Annotated in this window: 17 protein-coding genes and 1 tRNA gene; 6 read left to right on the top strand and 12 right to left on the bottom strand. The window is 70.7% G+C overall.

All coding sequences use genetic code 11. From position 1 onward, the window contains the following. Positions 1-236: 236 nt before the first annotated feature. A tRNA-Leu gene (locus tag ACH54P_RS45300) sits at positions 237-310 on the bottom strand. A 174-nt stretch (positions 311-484) separates the two neighbouring features. Between ACH54P_RS45300 and ACH54P_RS45305 the strand changes: the two genes are divergently transcribed. Both ACH54P_RS45305 and ACH54P_RS45310 read left to right on the top strand, forming a co-directional pair. After that, positions 485-1,099, top strand: coding sequence for an ANTAR domain-containing response regulator (locus tag ACH54P_RS45305; RefSeq protein WP_020646628.1), 615 nt, complete (start codon positions 485-487; stop codon positions 1,097-1,099). A 34-nt stretch (positions 1,100-1,133) separates the two neighbouring features. Further along, positions 1,134-1,655 carry a DUF4352 domain-containing protein gene (locus ACH54P_RS45310; RefSeq protein ID WP_489909468.1) on the top strand — a complete coding sequence of 174 codons (522 nt, stop codon included), beginning with the start codon at positions 1,134-1,136 and terminating at the stop codon, positions 1,653-1,655. A 42-nt stretch (positions 1,656-1,697) separates the two neighbouring features. Here the strand turns inward: ACH54P_RS45310 and ACH54P_RS45315 are convergent, their stop codons facing one another. From ACH54P_RS45315 to ACH54P_RS45335, 5 genes are all read right to left on the bottom strand, one after another. Next, positions 1,698-2,411, bottom strand: coding sequence for an ABC transporter ATP-binding protein (locus ACH54P_RS45315; RefSeq protein ID WP_489909469.1), 714 nt, complete (start codon positions 2,409-2,411; stop codon positions 1,698-1,700). Then, on the bottom strand, positions 2,401-3,174 hold the full coding sequence (locus tag ACH54P_RS45320; protein ID WP_489909470.1) for an ABC transporter ATP-binding protein: 774 nt from the start codon (positions 3,172-3,174) through the stop codon (positions 2,401-2,403). Before ACH54P_RS45320 ends, ACH54P_RS45315 begins: the two co-directional genes overlap by 11 nt. Next, complete coding sequence (locus ACH54P_RS45325) at positions 3,171-4,298, bottom strand: branched-chain amino acid ABC transporter permease (protein WP_489909471.1); 1,128 nt, start codon at positions 4,296-4,298, stop codon at positions 3,171-3,173. Before ACH54P_RS45325 ends, ACH54P_RS45320 begins: the two co-directional genes overlap by 4 nt. Beyond that, entirely contained in the window at positions 4,295-5,257 is a 963-nt protein-coding gene (locus ACH54P_RS45330; protein ID WP_489909472.1) for a branched-chain amino acid ABC transporter permease, read from the bottom strand. Before ACH54P_RS45330 ends, ACH54P_RS45325 begins: the two co-directional genes overlap by 4 nt. Positions 5,258-5,368: 111 nt before the next feature. Next, positions 5,369-6,520, bottom strand: a complete 1,152-nt coding sequence (locus ACH54P_RS45335) for a branched-chain amino acid ABC transporter substrate-binding protein (protein WP_489909473.1) — start codon at positions 6,518-6,520, stop codon at positions 5,369-5,371. 568 nt (positions 6,521-7,088) lie between these two features. Here ACH54P_RS45335 and ACH54P_RS45340 point away from each other — a divergent pair. After that, positions 7,089-7,862, top strand: coding sequence for an alpha/beta hydrolase family protein (locus ACH54P_RS45340; protein ID WP_489917011.1), 774 nt, complete (start codon positions 7,089-7,091; stop codon positions 7,860-7,862). Here ACH54P_RS45340 and ACH54P_RS45345 read toward each other — a convergent pair. Together ACH54P_RS45345 and ACH54P_RS45350 are read right to left on the bottom strand one after the other, a co-directional pair. Beyond that, entirely contained in the window at positions 7,828-8,799 is a 972-nt protein-coding gene (locus ACH54P_RS45345; RefSeq protein WP_489909474.1) for a LysR family transcriptional regulator, read from the bottom strand. The two genes, ACH54P_RS45340 and ACH54P_RS45345, sit on opposite strands and share 35 nt — an antisense overlap. A gap of 4 nt (positions 8,800-8,803) precedes the next feature. Then, entirely contained in the window at positions 8,804-9,244 is a 441-nt protein-coding gene (locus ACH54P_RS45350; protein ID WP_489909475.1) for a PaaI family thioesterase, read from the bottom strand. Between the two features lie 62 nt (positions 9,245-9,306). Between ACH54P_RS45350 and polA the strand changes: the two genes are divergently transcribed. From polA to ACH54P_RS45365, 3 genes are all read left to right on the top strand, one after another. Continuing rightward, the gene (gene polA / locus ACH54P_RS45355; protein WP_489909477.1) at positions 9,307-12,048 is read left to right on the top strand and encodes a DNA polymerase I; all 2,742 of its coding nucleotides are present in this window, start codon (positions 9,307-9,309) and stop codon (positions 12,046-12,048) included. 189 nt (positions 12,049-12,237) lie between these two features. Continuing rightward, positions 12,238-12,768 carry an EF-hand domain-containing protein gene (locus ACH54P_RS45360; protein WP_489909478.1) on the top strand — a complete coding sequence of 177 codons (531 nt, stop codon included), beginning with the start codon at positions 12,238-12,240 and terminating at the stop codon, positions 12,766-12,768. Positions 12,769-12,870: 102 nt separating this feature from the next. Beyond that, the gene (locus tag ACH54P_RS45365; RefSeq protein WP_489909479.1) at positions 12,871-14,481 is read left to right on the top strand and encodes a S1 family peptidase; all 1,611 of its coding nucleotides are present in this window, start codon (positions 12,871-12,873) and stop codon (positions 14,479-14,481) included. A 192-nt stretch (positions 14,482-14,673) separates the two neighbouring features. Here the strand turns inward: ACH54P_RS45365 and ACH54P_RS45370 are convergent, their stop codons facing one another. The 4 genes from ACH54P_RS45370 to ACH54P_RS45385 form a co-directional block, all read right to left on the bottom strand. Further along, positions 14,674-15,246 (bottom strand): TetR/AcrR family transcriptional regulator, encoded by a 573-nt coding sequence (locus ACH54P_RS45370; protein ID WP_489909480.1) that lies wholly within the window; start codon positions 15,244-15,246, stop codon positions 14,674-14,676. After that, on the bottom strand, positions 15,243-17,138 hold the full coding sequence (locus ACH54P_RS45375; RefSeq protein ID WP_489909481.1) for a YhgE/Pip family protein: 1,896 nt from the start codon (positions 17,136-17,138) through the stop codon (positions 15,243-15,245). Before ACH54P_RS45375 ends, ACH54P_RS45370 begins: the two co-directional genes overlap by 4 nt. After that, positions 17,135-17,824 carry an ABC transporter ATP-binding protein gene (locus ACH54P_RS45380; RefSeq protein WP_489909482.1) on the bottom strand — a complete coding sequence of 230 codons (690 nt, stop codon included), beginning with the start codon at positions 17,822-17,824 and terminating at the stop codon, positions 17,135-17,137. The genes ACH54P_RS45375 and ACH54P_RS45380 overlap by 4 nt, the downstream gene beginning before the upstream one ends. Positions 17,825-17,932: 108 nt before the next feature. Further along, the gene (locus ACH54P_RS45385; RefSeq protein WP_489909483.1) at positions 17,933-18,856 is read right to left on the bottom strand and encodes a GNAT family N-acetyltransferase; all 924 of its coding nucleotides are present in this window, start codon (positions 18,854-18,856) and stop codon (positions 17,933-17,935) included. Positions 18,857-18,877: the final 21 nt, after the last annotated feature.

Genomic DNA, 18,877 nt, shown 5'->3' on the forward strand with positions numbered 1-18,877 from the left:
GTGCAGACCAGCACCGGGTCGGTGAGGCAGCCTGCGGCCATGGCGCCGGCCGAGCTTCAGGTCCGGCTCTACGAGCTCACCAAACTCCGAATCAGCATCGACCACGAAACGGATCACGCCAAGATCGACATCACACCGCCCGGCGACAGGATCTTGGAGGTGACCACAGCCGCAGCGGACGCTGAAGTCGTCCGGGTGGCCAAGCCGCAGGTCGAGGCTGGTGTGATTGCTGCGGGTGCCCCCGGTGAGATTCGAACTCACACTGGACGGGTTTTGAATCCGTTGCCTCTGCCAGTTGGGCTACGGGGGCGCGACGCAGTGACTCTACGGGATCACCCGCCCCCAGCTGTGAGCGGGGGCGGGGTGTCGTGACCGCCACTACGTGGTGAACGCCATCTCGGCAACTGGATCGTTCCCGGTAGGCTTCAGGTTCGCGGGAAGCCGCGAAAACCGAACGTCCCGCCGAGTCTTCAGGAGGACCCCGGTGACCGATCAGGCTACCGAGGCCAACGGTGCCGCCACCGTGCCGCAGCGTCGGGTGCTCGTCGCGGAGGACGAGGCGCTCATCCGGCTGGACCTCGTCGAAATGCTGCGTGAAGAGGGCTATGAGGTTGTCGGCGAGGCCGGGGATGGCGAGCAGGCCATCGCGCTGGCCACCGACCTCAAGCCCGACCTCGTCATCCTCGACGTCAAGATGCCGAAGCTCGATGGCATCGAAGCCGCGTCGAAGATCACGGGGGACCGGATCGCGCCCGTCGTGATCTTGACCGCTTTCAGCCAGCGTGACCTCGTGGAACGCGCGCGGGACGCCGGCACCATGGCCTACCTCGTCAAGCCCTTCGCGAAGCGTGACCTCGTGCCGGCGATCGAGCTGGCCGTCAGCCGGTTCTCCGAGCTGCAGGCCCTCGAGGCCGAGGTCGCCGGGCTCACCGACCGGCTCGAGACGCGGAAGGTCATCGACCGCGCCAAGGGCCTGCTCATGAGCCGGCAGGGGCTCACCGAGCCCGACGCCTTCCGCTGGATCCAGCGCACCGCCATGGACCGCCGGACCACGATGAAGGCCGTGGCCGAAGCCGTGGTGGAAAGCATCGGGAGCTAGCCCGGACCGGCGGCCGGCGGGCAGAATCACCAGCGTGAAACTGCTGCCGGCCGTCGTCGCCCTCATGCTGCTGACCGGGTGCGAAGCCGCCCCGAGCACGCCCGCGCCGACGACCTACGAACTGCCGCCGCGGCAGGTCCGGCCCGACGAGACCGCCCTGAAGCTGCCGCCCGCGAAGAACGGCGACACCGAGTTCACCCTGCTCGGCCTCGCCGCCGGGCTGCCCAGCATCACCGGCAGCCACACCGAGTTCCCCGCCAAGGGCCAGTTCGTGCGGCTGCGGCTCGTCGTCACCAACACCGGCACCTCGAGCGTCCTGTTCGACACGAAGAAGCAGCTGCTGGTCGACGACCAGGGCACCGCGCACCCGCCGGAAGAGCAGGCGATGCTGATCAAGCGCCAGCCCGGCCAGTTCGACCTCGGGCACAACGTCCGCGTCGAGTTCGACCTCTACTGGGACATCCCCAAGGACCGGAAACCGGTCACGATGCGAGCCTTCGGCGGGCCCACCATCACCGACATGAAGAACCTGAACGGCACCGACATCAAGCTGTGAAAGGGGGGCCCGGCGACAACGCCGGGCCCCCCTTTAAAACCATCAGACCCCGAGGTCGCCACCGAGGTAGGCGGCCCGCACCTTCGGGTCGTTGAGCAGGTCGGCCCCGCGGGCGCTCTGGACGACGCGGCCGGTTTCGAGCACGTACGCCCGGTCCGACAGCTTCAGCGCCTGCTGGGCGTTCTGCTCCACCAGCAGCACCGTGGTGCCGCGCTTGTTGATCTCCCGGATGATGTCGAAGATCTGCGCGATCAGCATCGGCGCCAGGCCCATCGACGGCTCGTCGAGCAGCAGCACCTTCGGCTTCGTCATCAGCGCGCGGCCGATGGCGATCATCTGCTGTTCGCCGCCCGACATCGTGCCGCCGAACTGCGTCTTGCGCTCGGCGAGCCGGGGGAACAGCTCGTAGACCTCATCGAGGTCGGCCTGGAGGTCGTCCTTGCGGGTGTAGGCACCCATCAGGAGGTTCTCCTGCACCGTCATGCCGGGGAACACGCCCCGGCCTTCCGGCGACTGGCCGATCCCGAGCAGCACGCGCTTGTGCCCCGGGGTCTTCGAGATGTCCTGGCCGTTGAACACGATCCGGCCGCTGGTGAGCGGCCGCAGCCCGGAGATCGTCTTGAGCGTCGTGGTCTTGCCGGCGCCGTTGGCCCCGATGAGGGAGACGATCTCACCCTCGTCGACCTGGATGCTCATGCCCTTGAGGGCGGCGATCTTCCCGTAGTGGACGTTGATGTCCTGGACCTCAAGAAGCATCTTCGGACACCCCCAGATACGCCTCGATCACCTTCTGGTTGTTCTGCACTTCGTGCGGCAGCCCTTCTGCGATCTTCTGCCCGAAGTCGAGCACCGCCAGCCGGTCGCTGATGTGCATGACCAGGCCCATGTCGTGCTCGATCAGCAGCACGGTGCGGCCGTCGTCCCGGATCTTGCGGATCAGCGCCTGCAGGGCGTTCTTCTCCGCCGGGTTCATGCCCGCGGCCGGCTCGTCGAGCAGCAGCAGCTTCGGGTCGGTGGCCAGGGCCCGTGCGATCTCCAGCCGGCGCTGGTCGCCGTAGGAGAGGTTCTTCGCGACGTTGTGCTCGACCCGGCCGATGCCGACGAAGTCGAGCAGCTCCCGGGCCCGTTCCCGGCCCTGCTTCTCTTCCTTGCGGTGCCGCGGCAGGCCGAGCACCGCGCCGATCGCGCCGGTCGTGTGGTGCGCGTCCGCGCCCACCATGACGTTCTCCAGCGCCGTCATGTTGTGGAACAGCCGGATGTTCTGGAACGTCCGGGCGATGCCGCGCTTGGTGACGCGGAACCGCTTCATCCCGTCGACGCGGTCGCCGTCGAAGCGGACTTCGCCCTCGGTCGGCTGGTAGACGCCGGTGACCACGTTGAACACCGTGGTCTTGCCGGCGCCGTTCGGCCCGATGAGCGCGAAGATCTCGCCCTGGTTGATGCTGATGTTGACCTCGCGCAGGGCGGTCACGCCGCCGAAGCGCATGGTCACGTTGTCGAACTCCAGCAAGGTGTTCACTTGGTGACCTCCGCCGAAGCCTCGGTGTCGGGGCCGGCCACTTCGGCACCCATCGCGCCCATGCCGCCGGTTCCTTCCCGTAGTTCGGCCTTGCGTTGCCGGGACGGCAGCAGGCCCTCCGGCCGCAGCGCCATCATCAGCACCAGCACGAACCCGAAGATGAGGATGCGGTACTCGGACAGGAACCGGAACCGCTCGGGCAGCCAGGCGATGACGAACGCGCCGAGGATGACGCCGGGCAGGTTGCCCGCACCACCGAGCACCACCGCGGCCAGGATGGTCGCGGACAGGATGAACGGGAAGTTGTTCGGCTCGACGAACACGGCCTTGCTGGCGTAGATCGTGCCGGCGAAGCCACCGATCATCGCGCCGATCGCGAAGGCGAGCAGCTTGAACTTGAACGTCGGCACGCCCATCAGTTCGGCGGCGTCCTCGTCCTCGCGGATCGCCGCCCACGCCCGTCCGACCCGGCTCTTGTTGAGCCGCACCGAAAAGACGACGACGAGCACGATCGCGAACAGCATCAGGTAGTAGTACGGCGCCGGGTCGAGGAAGAACTCGACGCCGAAGATCGGCTCCGGGTGCGGGACGTTCGTGATACCGCGGGCGCCACCGATCGAGTCGGTGTTGTTCGCGGTGATCCGGACGATCTCACCGAAGCCGAGTGTCACGATGGCCAGGTAGTCACCGCGCAGCCGGAGGGTCGGTGCGCCGAGGATGACCCCGGAGACCGACGCCAGGAAGATGCCGAGCACCACCGTCGGCCAGAACGACCAGCCGAACTGCGTGCCGATCGTGGCCCACGTGTAGGCGCCGATCGCGAAGAACGCGACGTAGCCGAGGTCGAGCATGCCCGCGTGGCCGACCACGATGTTGAGGCCGATGGCCAGCAGGATGTAGGTGCCGACCGGGAAGATCAGCACGGTCGTCCAGTCCGAGTCCGGGGACATGAACGACCCGATCCAGGGAGCGGGCAGGATCAGCGCGAACGCTATCAGGGCGAGGTAGACGCCGTAACGCTGCCACTGGGGAGCTTCGCCCCACCAGTCCCGCATCCCGTCGATGGGGTGAAACCCGCTGCGCGCGGGCTTTCCGTTGCTGGGAGCCACTTCTTCGCCCTTCATGCGCGTGCCCGCTGCAGCGATTCACCGAGGATGCCGGTGGGCCGGAACATCAGGACCAGCACCAGGACGACGAAGGCGGTGACGTCCTTCCAGGCCGAGCCGAGGAAGATCGAGCTCCAGTTCTCCACCAGGCCCAGCACGATCCCGCCCATCAGGGCGCCGCGCAGGTTGCCGATACCGCCGAGGACGGCCGCGGTGAACGCCTTGATCCCGAGCAGGAAGCCGATGCGGTAGTCCGTGTTCTCGTACTCCATCACGAACAGCGCGGCGGCGACGCCGGCCATCGCACCGCCGAGGAGGAAGGTGATCCGCACGATGCGGTCGATGCTCACGCCCATCAAGACGGCGGCTTCGGGGTCCTGCGCCGTGGCGCGGATACCGCGGCCGATCCGGGTGCGGCTGACCAGCTGGTCCAGGACCACCATCACGATCACGGCGCCGATGATGACGAACACGTGGTCCGTGCGGACGACGCCGTTGCCGATGTGGAAGAGCTCTTCGTGCGGGATGAACCGCGGCGCGGACTGCTGGACGCGGCCCGGCTTGTCGAAGAGCCACGGGATGATCTTCAGGCCGAAGGCCTCCTGCAGGAACAGCGACGCGCCGATCGCCGAGATCAGCGCGGCGAGGCGGGTCGCGCCCTTCTTGCGCAGCGGCCGGTAGGCGAGCTGCTCCAGCACGATCGCCGAGCCACCCGAGACCAGCGCGGAAGCGACGATCAGCAGCAGCAGGATGCCGATCATCGAGAAGATGGTGAACGGCGCCGTCGGCGCGATCGTCACGAGGATGAACAGGGACGTCATCGTCCCGATCATGAAGATTTCGGAGTGGGCGAAGTTGATCAGCCGCAGGACGCCGTAGACCATCGTGTAGCCGAGGGCGATGAGGGCGTAGATGGAGCCGGCTACCAGGCCACCGATGGTGCTGCCCAGAAACTGGCTCTGCAGATCTTGGAACATGACGTAGTTGCCTTACCTGACGGGGCGAGAGTGGTCGCCACATTGGCGGGGAGCGGGGGTGCTGTGGTTGGTCACAGCGCCCCCGCTCCCGTTACGTGTTCTTCTGCTCCGTCAGCCGGTGATCTTGGCCTCGGTCGAGGCGCCGAGGTTCTTGATGACCCCGCCGACGACCTGGTAGACGTAGATCGCGTTCGTCTGGGGCTCGCCGTTGTCCTTGAACTTGATCTGCTTGGACACGCCCTTGAAGTCCTCGGTCTTCAGGAACTCGTTGATCTTCTCACCGGTGGTGTTGCCGGCCTTGACCGCGTTGATGATGGCGGTCGCGGCGTCGTAGCCCTCGGTGGCGTAGATCGCCGGGTCGACGTTGAACTTCTGCTTGTACTTGGTCGCGAACTCGCTCGGGTTGCTGGCGTCCGGGATGTTGCACGGGCAGCCGACGACGGCACCCTCGGCGGCCGCGGCACCCGCGCCGGAGACCAGCTGCGGGTCGAGCGAGCCGTCACCGGTGGCGAAGATGGCCTTCACACCACCGTCGCGGAGCTGCTTGAGCAGCCGGCCGGCCTGGGCGTAGTAACCACCGAAGGTGATGACGTCCGGGTTGGCGGCCTTGACCTTCGAGACGGTCGAGGAGTAGTCCGACGCGTCCTTGGCGAACTTGTCGCGCTCGGTCGTGATGCCCTTGTCCTTGAAGGTCTTCTCGAACGCGTCCGCGAGGCCGACGCTGTACTCCTGGTCGTCCGAGATGACGTACGCGTTCTTCGGCGACTTCGCCGTGATGAGGAAGTTCGCGATCGCGGGGCCCTGGTCGTTGTCGTTCGCGACGACGCGGTGCCAGTACTTCCAGCCGTTCGCGGCCAGGCCCGGGTTGGTCGCCGACGGCGACACGCTCGGGATCTTGCCCTGCTCGAGGACACCGCCGATGGCCTTCGATTCACCGGAGAACGCGGGGCCGATGAGGGCGGTGATCTTGTCCGTCCCGACCGCGGTCTGCACCAGCGAGGTGGCCTGCTCCGGCTTGCCCTGGCTGTCGTAGTTCTTCAGCTCGAGCTTCACGCTGGGGTTCGTGGCGTTGTACTCGTCGATGGCGAGCTTGGCGCCGTTGTTGGGCGGGATCACGATCCCGGAGTTCTCCCCGGTCAGGTCGCCCATGAACCCGATCTTCAGCGTGCTGCTGTCACCACTGCTCGACGAGCCGCCACCGGCGCAGCCCGCCAGCGCGAGCGACGTCGCCGCTGCGAGGGCGAGAACCCGTCCAAAACGCACTCCTGACACCGACTACCTCCCATGACCAACCACCGCCGGTAGGCGTTGCCCCCGACACAGGGGCTAGGTTAGGGCAGGAAGATATCCCTCTCGCCCGTCTTGTGCACAGGCGGCCTCACTACTCTGTGTCCACATCGTGACGATCGCAACCGACACGAATTGCACGAAAAGGCGAACGATGTTTCATCGGACGCCCGTGCTGGTCACGCAGCGATGCTAAGTATCCGCGCTCGTTCTGCGAATGGGTGACAGCCGTGTTTCCGCGGTATGTCATCGCCCATTTCCCCGGCCGGTGCGTGGCCGGTTTCCCGGTGACCCGCTGTTCACCCTGACGCGGTCGTGCCCGGCGGGGCACCGCTGTAGGGATGCACCTTACGTCCGGTTCGCCCCGCCGGACGGACCACCCCCAGCTGGGCGGGTCGGCGCACCTCTGCCCGTTCGGGCACCCCCGCGGGCCTCCTGTCACAACCAACGGTTGTCGTCGGCGCCGGAACGGCTGTTGGACCCGCCCGGGTCCGCGGCGGTTGGCTGGAGCCAGCCGGAAGACGAGGAGAGCGGGATGGCTGAGATGGTCGAGATGGTCGAGGGTGTCGCGGCGGGGGTGCCGTTCGTGGCGGCCCCGCCGGTGGACCCGGCCGCGCCGGCGGCGCTGGTGACGGGCTGGCACCTGATGGACGTGCCCGCCAGCGAGCAGGCGATGGCCGCGGCTCTGCCGATGAAGGGCCTCCAGGCGTGGCGCGTGTACTTCGGACTCCCGCTCAGCGGGGCACGGCTGCCCGAAGGCGGTTACGACGAGGTCTTCCGCCGGGCGAGCGAGGACGCCGTCCTCAACATCTTCGAGCCGGTCACCGAGCAGGCGGCGGACGAGTTCCCGGCCGCGCTGGCCGAGCTCCGCGACCGGTTGCCGGGCGCGACCGGGCCGCTCGGGGTGTTCGGCGGCTCGGCCGGCTCGATCGTGGCCCTGGAGGTGCTGGCGCGCGGGGACGCCGGGATCGCGGCCGCGGCGGTGGTCAGCCCGGTCGTCCAGCTCGCGCCGGTGATCACCGCCAACGAGCGGCGCTTCGGGGTGACCTACCCGTGGACCGAACGTTCCCGTGCGGTCGCGGCGCACTACGACTACGTGCGCCGGGCGGCCGAGCTGACCGCGCCGCTGCTGCTGGTCGCCGGGGCGGACGACGACGTCGCCGTGCGGGAGCCGGCCGGGGCGCTGCTGCGCGAGAAGCCCGAGGCGGAGCTGGTGGAAGTCGAGGCGATGGCGCACGAGTTCGCGCCGGGCTCTCCCGAAGCGGCCCGCGTCGACGCCGCCTTCAGCGAGTGGTTCGCGCGGCGGTTGCGAGGCTGAGGTCGCCGGCCGGCAGCCAGGCGTGGTCCGGGTCGTAGGCGCACCAGTCCTCTTCACGGCTGGTGCGCCCGGCCACCGCCAGCAGGCGCCGCAGGGCCGGGTGCGGCTTCCCGCGCCGCCAGACCAGCGACCACGGGAACAGCGGCGACGGCTCGAACGGCAGCACCTTCAGGTTCAGGTCGGGCGCCAGCTCCATGTCCGCGCCGGCCAAGGTGACGCGCTGCTTGCCGTACCGCGTCTGCTCCAGGGTGTGCCGCAGGTCGTAGCTGACGCCGGAGTCGTCGATCGGCACGGCGAAGCGGGCGCACAGCTCCCGCAGGTAGGACAGCCACTCCTCGGGGCCGCGCAGGGACGGCAGCCAGATGCCCTCGGCCCTCAGGTCCTCGAACCGCAGGACGTCCGCGCCGGCCAGCGGGTGCTCCGGGGCGAGCAACGCGACCAGCGGCTCGAGCCGGATCGTGCGGTGCTCCAGCTCCTCGGGCAGGGGAGCGCCGAACCCGGTCACCCGGCCGATGGCGGCGTCGAGCTCGCCGGTCAGCAGCCGTTCGACCGCGACGGCGAACCCGCCGCCGGCGACCCGGTCGATCCGCAGCGCCGGCTCCCGCACGGCGAGCCGGCGGAGCAGGAACATGGGGGCGAGCCGGAAGTCCACGACGTCGAGGCGCAGCGGCCGGTCGTCGGCGCCCATGGCCGCGACCGCGGCGTCGGCCACCCGCAGCAGCTCGCGCGCGTGCGGGAGGAAGCGCTCGCCGTCGGCGGTGAGCTCGACGGAACGGTTGGTGCGCAGGAACAACGGCGTCGCCAGGGCGTCTTCGAGCTTCCGGATCCGCTTCGACAGCGCCTGCTGGGTGAGGAACAGCGCCTGGGCGGCCCGCCCGAAGTGCCGCTCCCGGGCGGTCACCACGAACGCCCGCACCTGGGCGACGTCGAGGTCCACCGGCTCAGGCGCCCGGCGGGCGGTCCCGGACGACGCAGGTGAGCCGGGCCGTGCAGGTGCGGTGGCCCTCGTCGTCGGTCAGCACGATCTCCGCGGTGATCGTGCCGCGGCCGACGTGCAGCGGCGTCGCCACCCCGGTCACCTTGCCCGTGCGGACGGCCCGGTGGTGGGTGCAGGACAGCTCCAGCCCCATCGCCGCCCGGCCCGGGCCGGCGTTGAGCGCGGCGACCGTGGAGCCGAGCGCCTCGGCGAGCACGGCGTTCGCGCCGCCGTGCAGCAGGCCGTACGGCTGGAGGTTGCCCTCGACCGGGATCGTGCCGACAACCCGTTCGGCCGTCGCTTCGATCAGCTGCATGCCGACCTTGTCGTTCAGCTGCTGGTCCGCTGCCGCCGGGTCGATGCCCGCCAGCCGGTCCACGTCGATGTGGGCGGCACCGTCCGTCACGCAACGCTCCTCTTCCTATGCGACACGTAAGAGTGTCGGACCCTCAGCCTAGACTCGGCCCCGTGAGCCCGAGTGAGAAGACGACCGTTGCCAACGCCACAGGAACCACCGCCACCGCGGAGCGGCCGAAGCTGCTGCTGATCGACGGCCATTCGATGGCCTACCGCGCGTTCTTCGCCTTGCCCGCCGAGAACTTCAAGACCAAGACCGGGCAGGTCACGAACGCGGTCTTCGGGTTCACCTCGATGCTCATCAACCTGCTCCGCGACGAAGCGCCGACCCACCTCGCGGTGGCGTTCGACCTCTCGCGCAAGACGTTCCGCTCGGAGACGTACGCCGATTACAAGGCCAACCGCAGCACGACGCCGGACGAGTTCCGCGGCCAGGTCGACCTGGTCAAGGAGGTGCTCGACGTCCTCGGCATCCCCTCGCTGGTGAAGGAGAACTTCGAGGCCGACGACATCATCGCCACGCTCACGACCCAGGCGACGACGGACGGCTTCGACGTCCTCATCTGTACCGGCGACCGCGACGCGCTGCAGCTGGTCACCGACCAGGTCACCGTGCTGTACCCGAAGCGCGGCGTCTCGGAGATGACCCGGTTCACCCCGGACGCCGTCGAGGAGAAGTACGGGCTCACCCCGCGGCAGTACCCGGACTTCGCGGCCCTGCGCGGCGACCCCTCGGACAACCTGCCGAGCATCCCCGGCGTCGGCGAGAAGACGGCGGCGAAGTGGATCCGGCAGTTCGGCTCGCTCGACGACCTGATCGACCGGGTCGACGAGGTCAAGGGCAAGGTCGGGGACGCGCTGCGGGCACACCTGTCCTCCGTCCAGCTCAACCGCCAGCTGACCGAGCTGATCCGCGACGTCGAGCTGGAGATCGCGCCGTCCGGGCTGGAGCTGCGCCCGTGGGACCGCGAAGCGGTGCACGCGCTGTTCGACGAGCTGGAGTTCCGCGTCCTGCGGGACAGGCTGTTCGCGACGCTGCAGAGCGCCGAACCGGAGGCCGACGAAGGCTTCGAGGTCTCGGGTTCCGCGCTCGCGCCCGGCGCGCTGGGCGCGTGGCTCGAAGCCCACGCGGGCGAGGGCGAGCCGGTGGCGCTGTCCTTCCGCACGGTGGGCACGTCGGTCCGGTCCGACCTGCGCGCGGTCGCCTTCGCGGCGGTCGACGGCGAAGGCGCGTACGTCGACGTGACGGCGATGGACCAGGCCGACGACGCGGCGCTGGCCGCCTGGTTCGCCGACCCGAAGATCCGCAAGACCGGCCACGACCTGAAGGTCCCGCTGCACGCGATCCGCGCCCGCGGCTGGGCGCTGGCCGGGCTGGCCATGGACACCGCGCTGGCCGCGTACCTCGTGCGGCCCGGGCAGCGCACCTTCGAGCTGGACGACCTCGCGCTGCGCTACCTGCACCGCGAGCTGCGTTCGGAGACCGACGGCGGCGACGGGCAGCTGTCCCTGCTCGACGGCGGCGCGGAAGGCCTGGAGCAGAAGGAGATCGACGAGGAGCTGGTCAAGGCCCGCGCGATCTTCGAGCTGGCCGGCGCCCTGGAGAAGGAACTCGAGCAGATCGGCGGCGCGAAGCTGCTCGCGGAGCTCGAGCTGCCGCTCCTGGAAGTGATCACCGAGCTGGAGATCGCCGGGGTCGCCGTCGACCTCGAGCAGCTGACCACGCTCGAAGCGCACTACCTTTCGCGCGTCACCCAGGCTGCCGAAGAGGCGTACGCGGTGATCGGCAAGCAGATCAACCTCGGTTCGCCGAAGCAGCTGCAGGTCGTGCTGTTCGACGAGCTCGGCATGCCGAAGACCAAGCGCACCAAGACCGGCTACACCACCGACGCCGAGGCGCTGCAGGGCCTGTTCGAGAAGACCGAGCACCCGTTCCTGCAGCACATGCTGGAGCACCGGGACGCGACGAAGCTGCGCACCACGGTCGAGGGGCTGATCAAGTCCGTCGCCGACGACGGGCGCATCCACACGACGCTGCTGCAGACCATCGCGGCCACCGGGCGGCTGTCCTCGACCGAGCCGAACCTGCAGAACATCCCGGTCCGCACCGAGGAAGGCCGCCGCATCCGCGACGCCTTCGTGGTCGGTGCCGGCTACACGGAACTGATGACCGCGGACTACAGCCAGATCGAAATGCGGATCATGGCGCACCTCTCCCAGGACGAGGGCCTCATCGAGGCGTTCAACAGCGGCGAGGACCTGCACACGTTCGTGGCGTCGCGGGCGTTTTCGCTGCCGCCGGAGGAGATCACGCCGGAGCTGCGCTACCGCGTCAAGGCGATGTCGTACGGCCTCGCGTACGGGCTGTCGGCGTACGGGCTTTCGCAGCAGCTGCGGATTTCGACCGAGGACGCCAAGTCCCAGATGGAGGCGTACTTCGCCCGCTTCGGCGGCGTCCGCGACTACCTCCACTCGGTGGTCGGCGAAGCGGCCAAGTGCGGGTACACGGAGACGATCTTCGGGCGCCGCCGCTACCTGCCGGACCTCAACAGCGACAACCGGCAGCGCCGCGAGATGGCCGAGCGCATGGCCCTGAACGCCCCGATCCAGGGCAGCGCGGCCGACATCATCAAGGTCGCGATGCTGAACGTCCACCGCGCGCTGGTCGAGGCGAAGCTGCGGAGCCGGATTCTCCTGCAGGTCCACGACGAACTGGTGCTCGAGGTCGCCGAAGGCGAGCGCGAGGAGCTCGAGAAGCTGGTGCGCCTGGGCATGGGCTCGGCCTACGAACTGGCGGTGCCGCTCGAGGTTTCGGTCGGCTACGGCCGGTCCTGGAACGAAGCCGCCCACTGACGCCGGCCGCACGCTGACGAACCCGCGCCGCCCGGCGCGGGTTCGTTCGCGTCCGCCTACTGAGCGTCGCCGCGCGAATCACCGGGTCGTGGCGCGGGACTACTCGGGCGGACGGCGCCGCGTTCCGGGCGGCCGGACGAAGCTGGGTGGCCCGAACAGCCCACCGGGCCCGGCCGGAAGGACCAGCACATGGCCAGCGAGTTCCAGCGGTGCAAGATCTCCGGCGTCTTCGGCGCCATGGACGCCGACCGCGACGGCTACCTCACCGAAGCCGATTTCCGGGCGCTCACGAGAAGATGGCTCGACCTCCGCGGCACCGAGAGCGATTCGCCCGAGGGGCAGCACCTCGCCGCCATCATGATGGGCTGGTGGGGCACCCTCCTCGACGCCGACCGTGACGGCGACGGCAAGGTCACCCTCGACGAGGTCCTCGACGTCGTCGACGCACTGCCCCGGATGCCGGGCGCCGTCACCGGCACCGCCGACGCCATGTTCGAAGCCGTCGACGAAAACGGCGACGGCGCCATCTCCGCCGGCGAATACCGCCGGCTCATCGAAGCCTGGAACGGCGTCGACACCCCCACCGACGAAGTCTTCGCGCACCTCGACCTCGACGGCGACGGCCGGCTCTCCCGCGCCGAGTTCACCGGGCACTGGTTCGAGTTCTGGGCCGGCGACGACCCGGCGGCTCCCGGCAGCTGGGTGTTCGGCCGCGTCTGAACCCGCGTTGCGACGAACGAAGGACTCCGTTCGGGTGAGCGATTACCACTGGGTAGGGAGGTCGGCGGCGGGACGCGGCGATCACGGCGTAGGGTCCGCCGAATGGGGTTCGAGCGTGAGCGACGACGCTGGCGGGTCCGGCTGCACGACGAACTCGGCCGGGTGTGCGGTGCGGGCACGGTGCTCGACGAGTACCACGTGCTCACGAGCGCGCACGTCGTCGAGACCGCCGGTGGTCCGCGATCCGCGCTGAGCGTCGACTTCGTCGGCCTGGCCGAGGCGATGCCCGGCGCCGCGTCCGTCGTCGAAGGCTGCTGGGTTCCCTCCGACGGCGGTGGCCGCGGCGATCTCGCCCTGCTGCGCCTGGAACGCCCCGAATCCCGCGTGTTCCGCGCCCCGCTGCACCGCATGCCGCTCGGCGAGCACCAGCTCGTCCGCGCGTTCGGCTTCCCGCCCGGCTCGGTCGGTCGCTGGACCCACGCGCGGCTCGGCGGCCCCGAACACCCCGGCGGGCCCGGCGGCGAGTGGGTCCGCCTCTTCCGCACCGCCGAAGCCCAGCCGCTCGGCCCCGGCTTCGGCGGCACGGCCGTGCTCGACGAGGCGACCGGTCACGTCGTCGGCATGGTCGTCGGCAAGGACACCGGCACCTGGATGCTCCCCGTCGAGACGATGCTCGGGCACCTGCCCCAGCTCAGCATCTGGACTTCGGGCAGCCCGGCCGTCGACGCCGGCTTCTCCCGTCCCGTGGGCGAAGCCGTCGACGTCTCCTTCGTGCAGCGCGTCGCCGACTGGTTCGCCAAAGCGGAACCCGGCACGGTCTGGGTGGTCGACACCGGCGAGGCCGGTTCGCCGGTCGCCGCGGCGCTGCGGTTCGGCATCGTCCTCGCCGACCGCGAACGGTCCCTCGGCGTGCCGGGCCTGCCGCCCGCGCTCGGCCAGATGCCGCCGGCGGGCAGCGTCGACCTCGCCGTCGACGCCACCGGCCGCACCGCCGACGCCGTCCGGCACCGGATCGCCGACCGGCTCACCACCGGCGTCGCCGGCCGCACGCTCGTCGTCGACGCGATCGACGACTCGGCCGAGCCCGACCGGCTCGTCGGCGAAGTGCTCGCCCCGCTCGCCGGCCGCGCGGCGGAGCTCGGGATCCGCCTGCTGCTCGGGTTCCGGGAGGAGTCCTCGCCCGGCGTGGCCGCGGTGCGGGCCAGCACGGTCGGCGCCCGCCCGGCGCCGGACGACCTCGCCGGCCGGCTCGACGTGCTCACCCAGTCCGTCGAGGAGCTCGCCGAGATCGAGGCCTACCAGCTGCGCGTGGCGACGCTCTTCACCGGCGTCGCGATGCTGCCGGCCCGGGCCCACCGCCTCCGCGGCGCGCTCAAGCAGCTCCGCTCGGCGGAGGTCGACGGCGACGCGGAGTGGGTCGAGCGCCACATCGGCGGCCACGAGCACGCGGTAGCCCCGGCGGTCGAGGACGGCCGCCGCCAGCGCGCGGTGCTCGACGGCCTGGTCGCCCGCCGCGAGGAGCTGCGCGCCCGCCTGGCCGGCGACCACGAACTGGCCCGCGAACACGGCCTGGCCGGCGACCCGGAGATCGAGCAGGTGTACGCCCCGGCAAAGCGCCTGCTGATCGACGGACCCTGCGAGCTGACCGCGGCGGCAACGGCGGTCGACACCTACGCGGCGGCGGTCCGGGCCCGCATCGAAGACCGCGCCTGACCTCGGCTTTCGGCGCCGAAACTGTCGGTGGCCGCCGGTAGAGTGGAAGACGGGGGGCGCCCCGCGGGTCCCGGCACTGCCGGCCATCGTGAGCGCTCTTCGCGCCGGAATTGTCGGTGCCTGCCGGTAACGTGGAAAACGGGGGCGCCCCCGCGGCCCCCGGGAGCAGCCGCGGCCCCGGGAGCAGCCCGGCTAGCGGCGGCCCAAACCGCGGATCAGGACCATCACCGCGTCCCGGACCTCCGCCCGTGTCCGCTGCGGCCCGAACACCTGCCAGTCCAGGGCCACCACCAGCATCGTGCCGAACAGCCCGGCCGCCGCCGTCGGGATCTCCACTCCCTCCGGGAGCCGCCCCTCCGACTCCAGCCGCGACAGCTGCTGCTTCACGATCGAGATGATCTCCTCGCGCAGCAACGAAAGGGTGCCGTGCCACTGGCCGGGCGTCCGCCACAGCTCGCTCACCAGGATCTGCGAAAACCCCGGGTAAGCCGCGATGAACTCCAGCGTCGTGTCGACCTGGGCCTCGATCACGTCGAGCGGATCCGCATCCGAAACCGCATCGCGCAGCCGAAGCGCGAGCATGTCGACGCCGTACCGCAGCAGCGCGTCGACCAGCCCGTCCTTCGACCCGAAGTTGTAGTAGACGGTGCCCTTGGCGACGCCCGCCGCGGCGGCGATGTCGTCGACCGTCAGCCCCACGAGGCCCCGGCTCTTCGAGAGCTCCAGGGTGGCCTCGAAGAGCTTCTGCTTCGTCCCGCCGCTCACAGGCTCAGCTCGGGCTTGAGCGCGGACACCGTCCAAACGCGACGCTTGCGCGCGGCCAGGGTCGACACCAGGATCCCGCCGGCCAGGTAGGCCAGCAGCACCCCGATGTCGCCGAGGATCTGCACGGTCGCCCCGCTGTAGAACAGGTGGCGGAAGCCGTCGATCGCGTAGCCCATCGGCAGCACCACGTGCAGCGGGTACAGCGCGTCCGGGATCGTCTGCCACGGGAACGTGCCGCCCGCGCTGACCAGCTGCAGCACCAGCAGCACCAGGCCGAGGAACTTGCCGACCGCGCCGAAGAACGCGTTGAGCGCGTGCACCACCGCGGTGAACGTCAGCGACACCAGCACGGCGAACCCGATCGCGGCGAGCGGGTGCGCGATGTGGATGCCGACCAGCCACGTCACCGCGCCGAACAGGACGACCACCTGAGCGATGCCGAGCAGCGCCGATGACAGCCAGCCGCCGACCGCGACGCGGAAGGGTGCCGCGCCCGCGGTCAGCGCGCGCGTCGAGAGCGGGCGCAGCAACAGGAACAGCACGAACGCGCCGATCCAGGTGGCCAGCGAGATGAAGAACGGCGCGAGGCCGGCACCGTACGTCCCCGCCGACGCCTCGCCGTTGGCGTTCACCGCCACCGGGTCGGCGATCGTGGTGGCCGTCGCCGAGCGGGTCGGGTCGTCCGGGTTGGGGATCTGCTTGAGCCCGGCCGCGAGCCCGTCACGCAGCTTCACAGCGCCGTCCGCGAGCTGGTTCGTGCCGGTGACGGCGGTCTTCTCGCCGTCACTGAGCTGCGAAGCGCCGTCACGGAGCTGGTTCGCGCCGTCGGACGCCTGCGCGATGCCGTTCGCCAGCTGCGGCGACGCGGCGGCGAGCTTGGCCGCGCCGTCGGAGACCTGCCGGGCGCCGTCGGCCAGCTTGGCGAGGTCGCCGTTGGCCTGCTGGATCTTGCCGTTCGCCTGGTCGACGGGGGAGCGCAGCTGGTCGGCCTTGGCGACGATCGTCTGCACCTGGGCCTCCGGCACGCCGGCGGCACGCAGGTCCGTCACGAGCTGGGTGCGGTAGCCGTCGAGCTTGCCCTGGATGTCGGACGACGCCGTGGCGGCCAGCGAAGCCGCGTCGGCGACCTTCTGGTTCCCGGCGGCCACCTGCGAGGCGCCGTCGGCCAGCTTCTGCGTCTGCGAGGGCAGGTCCGCGGTGCTGCTCTTCAGCGTGCCCAGGCCGGTCGCCAGCGTCGACGAGCCGTCCGCGAGCTTGGCGGCGCCGTCGGCCAGCTGCTGCTGACCCGACTTGAGCTGCGAAGCGCCGTCGGCGAGCTGGGAAGCGCCGGTCGAGGCCTCCTGGATCTTGGCGTAGATCGTGGAGAAGCCGACCAGGAACCGGTCCGCGGCCTCGCTGCCGACCTTCTCCGCGATGGTCTTGCGCACCTGCTCGGCGACCTGCTTCGCGATGGTGCCGGAGAGGTAGTTGTTGGCGTCGTTGGTGGTCAGCGTGATGGTCGCCTGCTGCGGCTGGAAGTTGCCGACCGAGAGCAGCGCGGCGGAGAAGCCGCTGGGGATGCCGATCGCGAAGGAGTACTTGTCGTCGCGGACGCCGTCGCGCGCCTCCTGCTCGGACACCTCGTGCCACTGGAACGTGCCGGACTTGACCAGCTCGTCGGTCACTTCGCGGCCGACGTTGCGCTGCTGGCCGCCGGAGTCCTTCGCGCCGGTGTCGCTGGTGAAGACCGCGGCGGGCAGCTTGTCGAGCCGGCCGTACGGGTCGTAGTTCGCGTAGAGGTAGAAGGACGCGTAGAGCAGCGGCACCAGCACGAGCGCGACCAGCGCGAGCTTCGGCATCGTGCCGGTCGAGAGGCGGCGCAGCTCGTTGCGCGCGATCCGGAAGGCGTTCATTCGGGGACTCCGTCAGTGCTCTCGGAGAGCTCTTCGGTCGGGGCGGGTTCGGGGGAGAGGTGCTGCGGCTCGGGCTGCTCGGCCGAGCCGAGGCGCGCGGGCTCGAAGGGCAGGGCGGACAGCGGCGTCGTCGCGGTCAGGACGACGACGGCCAGGCCACGCCCGGCCAGCTCCCGCGCCAGGCCGGCCCAGCTGCCGACGTCGCTGGTGTGCCGGTCGGGGGTGTCGAGCACGAGCACGCGCACGCCCTTGCGCTCCGCGGCGAGCTCGGTGAGCAGCCGCGTGCGCAGGGCGGGGGCGAGGTTCTCGAACCGCGTGCCCGCGAAGGGCGCGGCGTCGTGCGCGGCGAGCCAGCGGGCGACGTCCTCCTTGCCCGCCGGGCGGTGGGCCAGCGCGAGCTCCTCGCCGGCGACCACGCGCAGGGCCAGTGCGTCGTCGGGCTCGCTGACGCCGGGTGCGTCGACGACCGCGACGAGCTCGGACAGGCCGGCGTCGACGCCCTCGGCGTGCACCGTGCCGGTGGTCGGCTTCAGGCGCCCGGCCAGCGCCAGGCCGAACGCGGTGACGCCGACGCCGGGCTCGCCGTGCACGATCGCCAGGTCGCCCTCGCCGACGGTCAGCGAGGTGGGCGGTAACAAGGTGCCGTGGTGCCCTTCGAGGGACACCCGATCGGCTCGGACCTGCACGGTTACTCCAGCGTCGGGAACTTTTTGAACTGACCGGTCAGTTCAAAAGCTAGCCCTCGCCGGAGGCGGCGGCAAGATCACCGGACGCACGTCACACCCGTGGGTGACTCACCGGAGCGCCGACGCGGGGCGCACCTCCCAGGACGTCCACAGCGGACGGTAGCCCTGCCGGTGCCAGAACACCGAGGACAGCGGGTTGGTCGGGTTGTAGTAGAGGTAGGTGCGGGTGGCGCCGCCGCGGTGGAGCTCCCGGTGCACGTGGGCCATCAGCGCCCGGCCGAAGCCGCCGCCGCGCTCTCCCGGGGCGGTCACCACGTTGTTGACGTACCCCCAGCGGCCCGGCGGGAGCAGCTCGCCCGCCGCGTTGCCCGGGGTCGACTCGACCCACGCGCAGTGCGCGAGCGCGCGGACTTCGCCGTCCTCCTCGGCCAGCCAGACGGCAGGCTCGTCCTCGGCGAGGGCCTCCCGCAGGGCCGGGGCCAGCAGCTCCGCGGTGTTGCCGCGGCGCGGGGCGGCGACGAGGCCGGTGTAGTCGAACGTCGCCGCGGCCAGCGCCAGCGCCCCGGCGAAGTCGCCGGGCCCGGCGCGGCGGACGACGGCGCCGTCGAAGCCTCCCCCGGCCGGGGGAGCGGTCCGCACCCCGAGCGCGCCGAGCGGGACGAGGCCGTGGTCGAGGTAGGCGCGGATCGCCTCGGCGTCCCGGCTCGGCCAGACGACCACGCACGCCGAGTCGTCGCCGGTCTCTTCGGCGTCCAGGCGGCCCTTCAGGGCCCGCAGCAGCAGGTCCGCGCCTTCGGTGCCGGTGGCGCCGAAGTACGGGAAGAGCTGCCAGGTGTCGGCGGCCGACCACAGCATCGGGACGTCGCCGGGGGCGAACCGGTGCCGCTGCAGCACCCCGGTGACCTGGGTGCCGTCCGCGGTCGCCGCGTCCAGCCGCTCGCCGTCGGCCGGCGGCGCGGCGGGCGGCAGCAGCGCGTCGACCGCGGCGAAGCGCGCCCGGTGGGCGGCCAGCAGCGGCTCGGCGATGTCCATGAGGCCCCCTGGGGTGCGCGG

This window comes from Amycolatopsis sp. N2S4-7 (genome assembly GCF_058119595.1).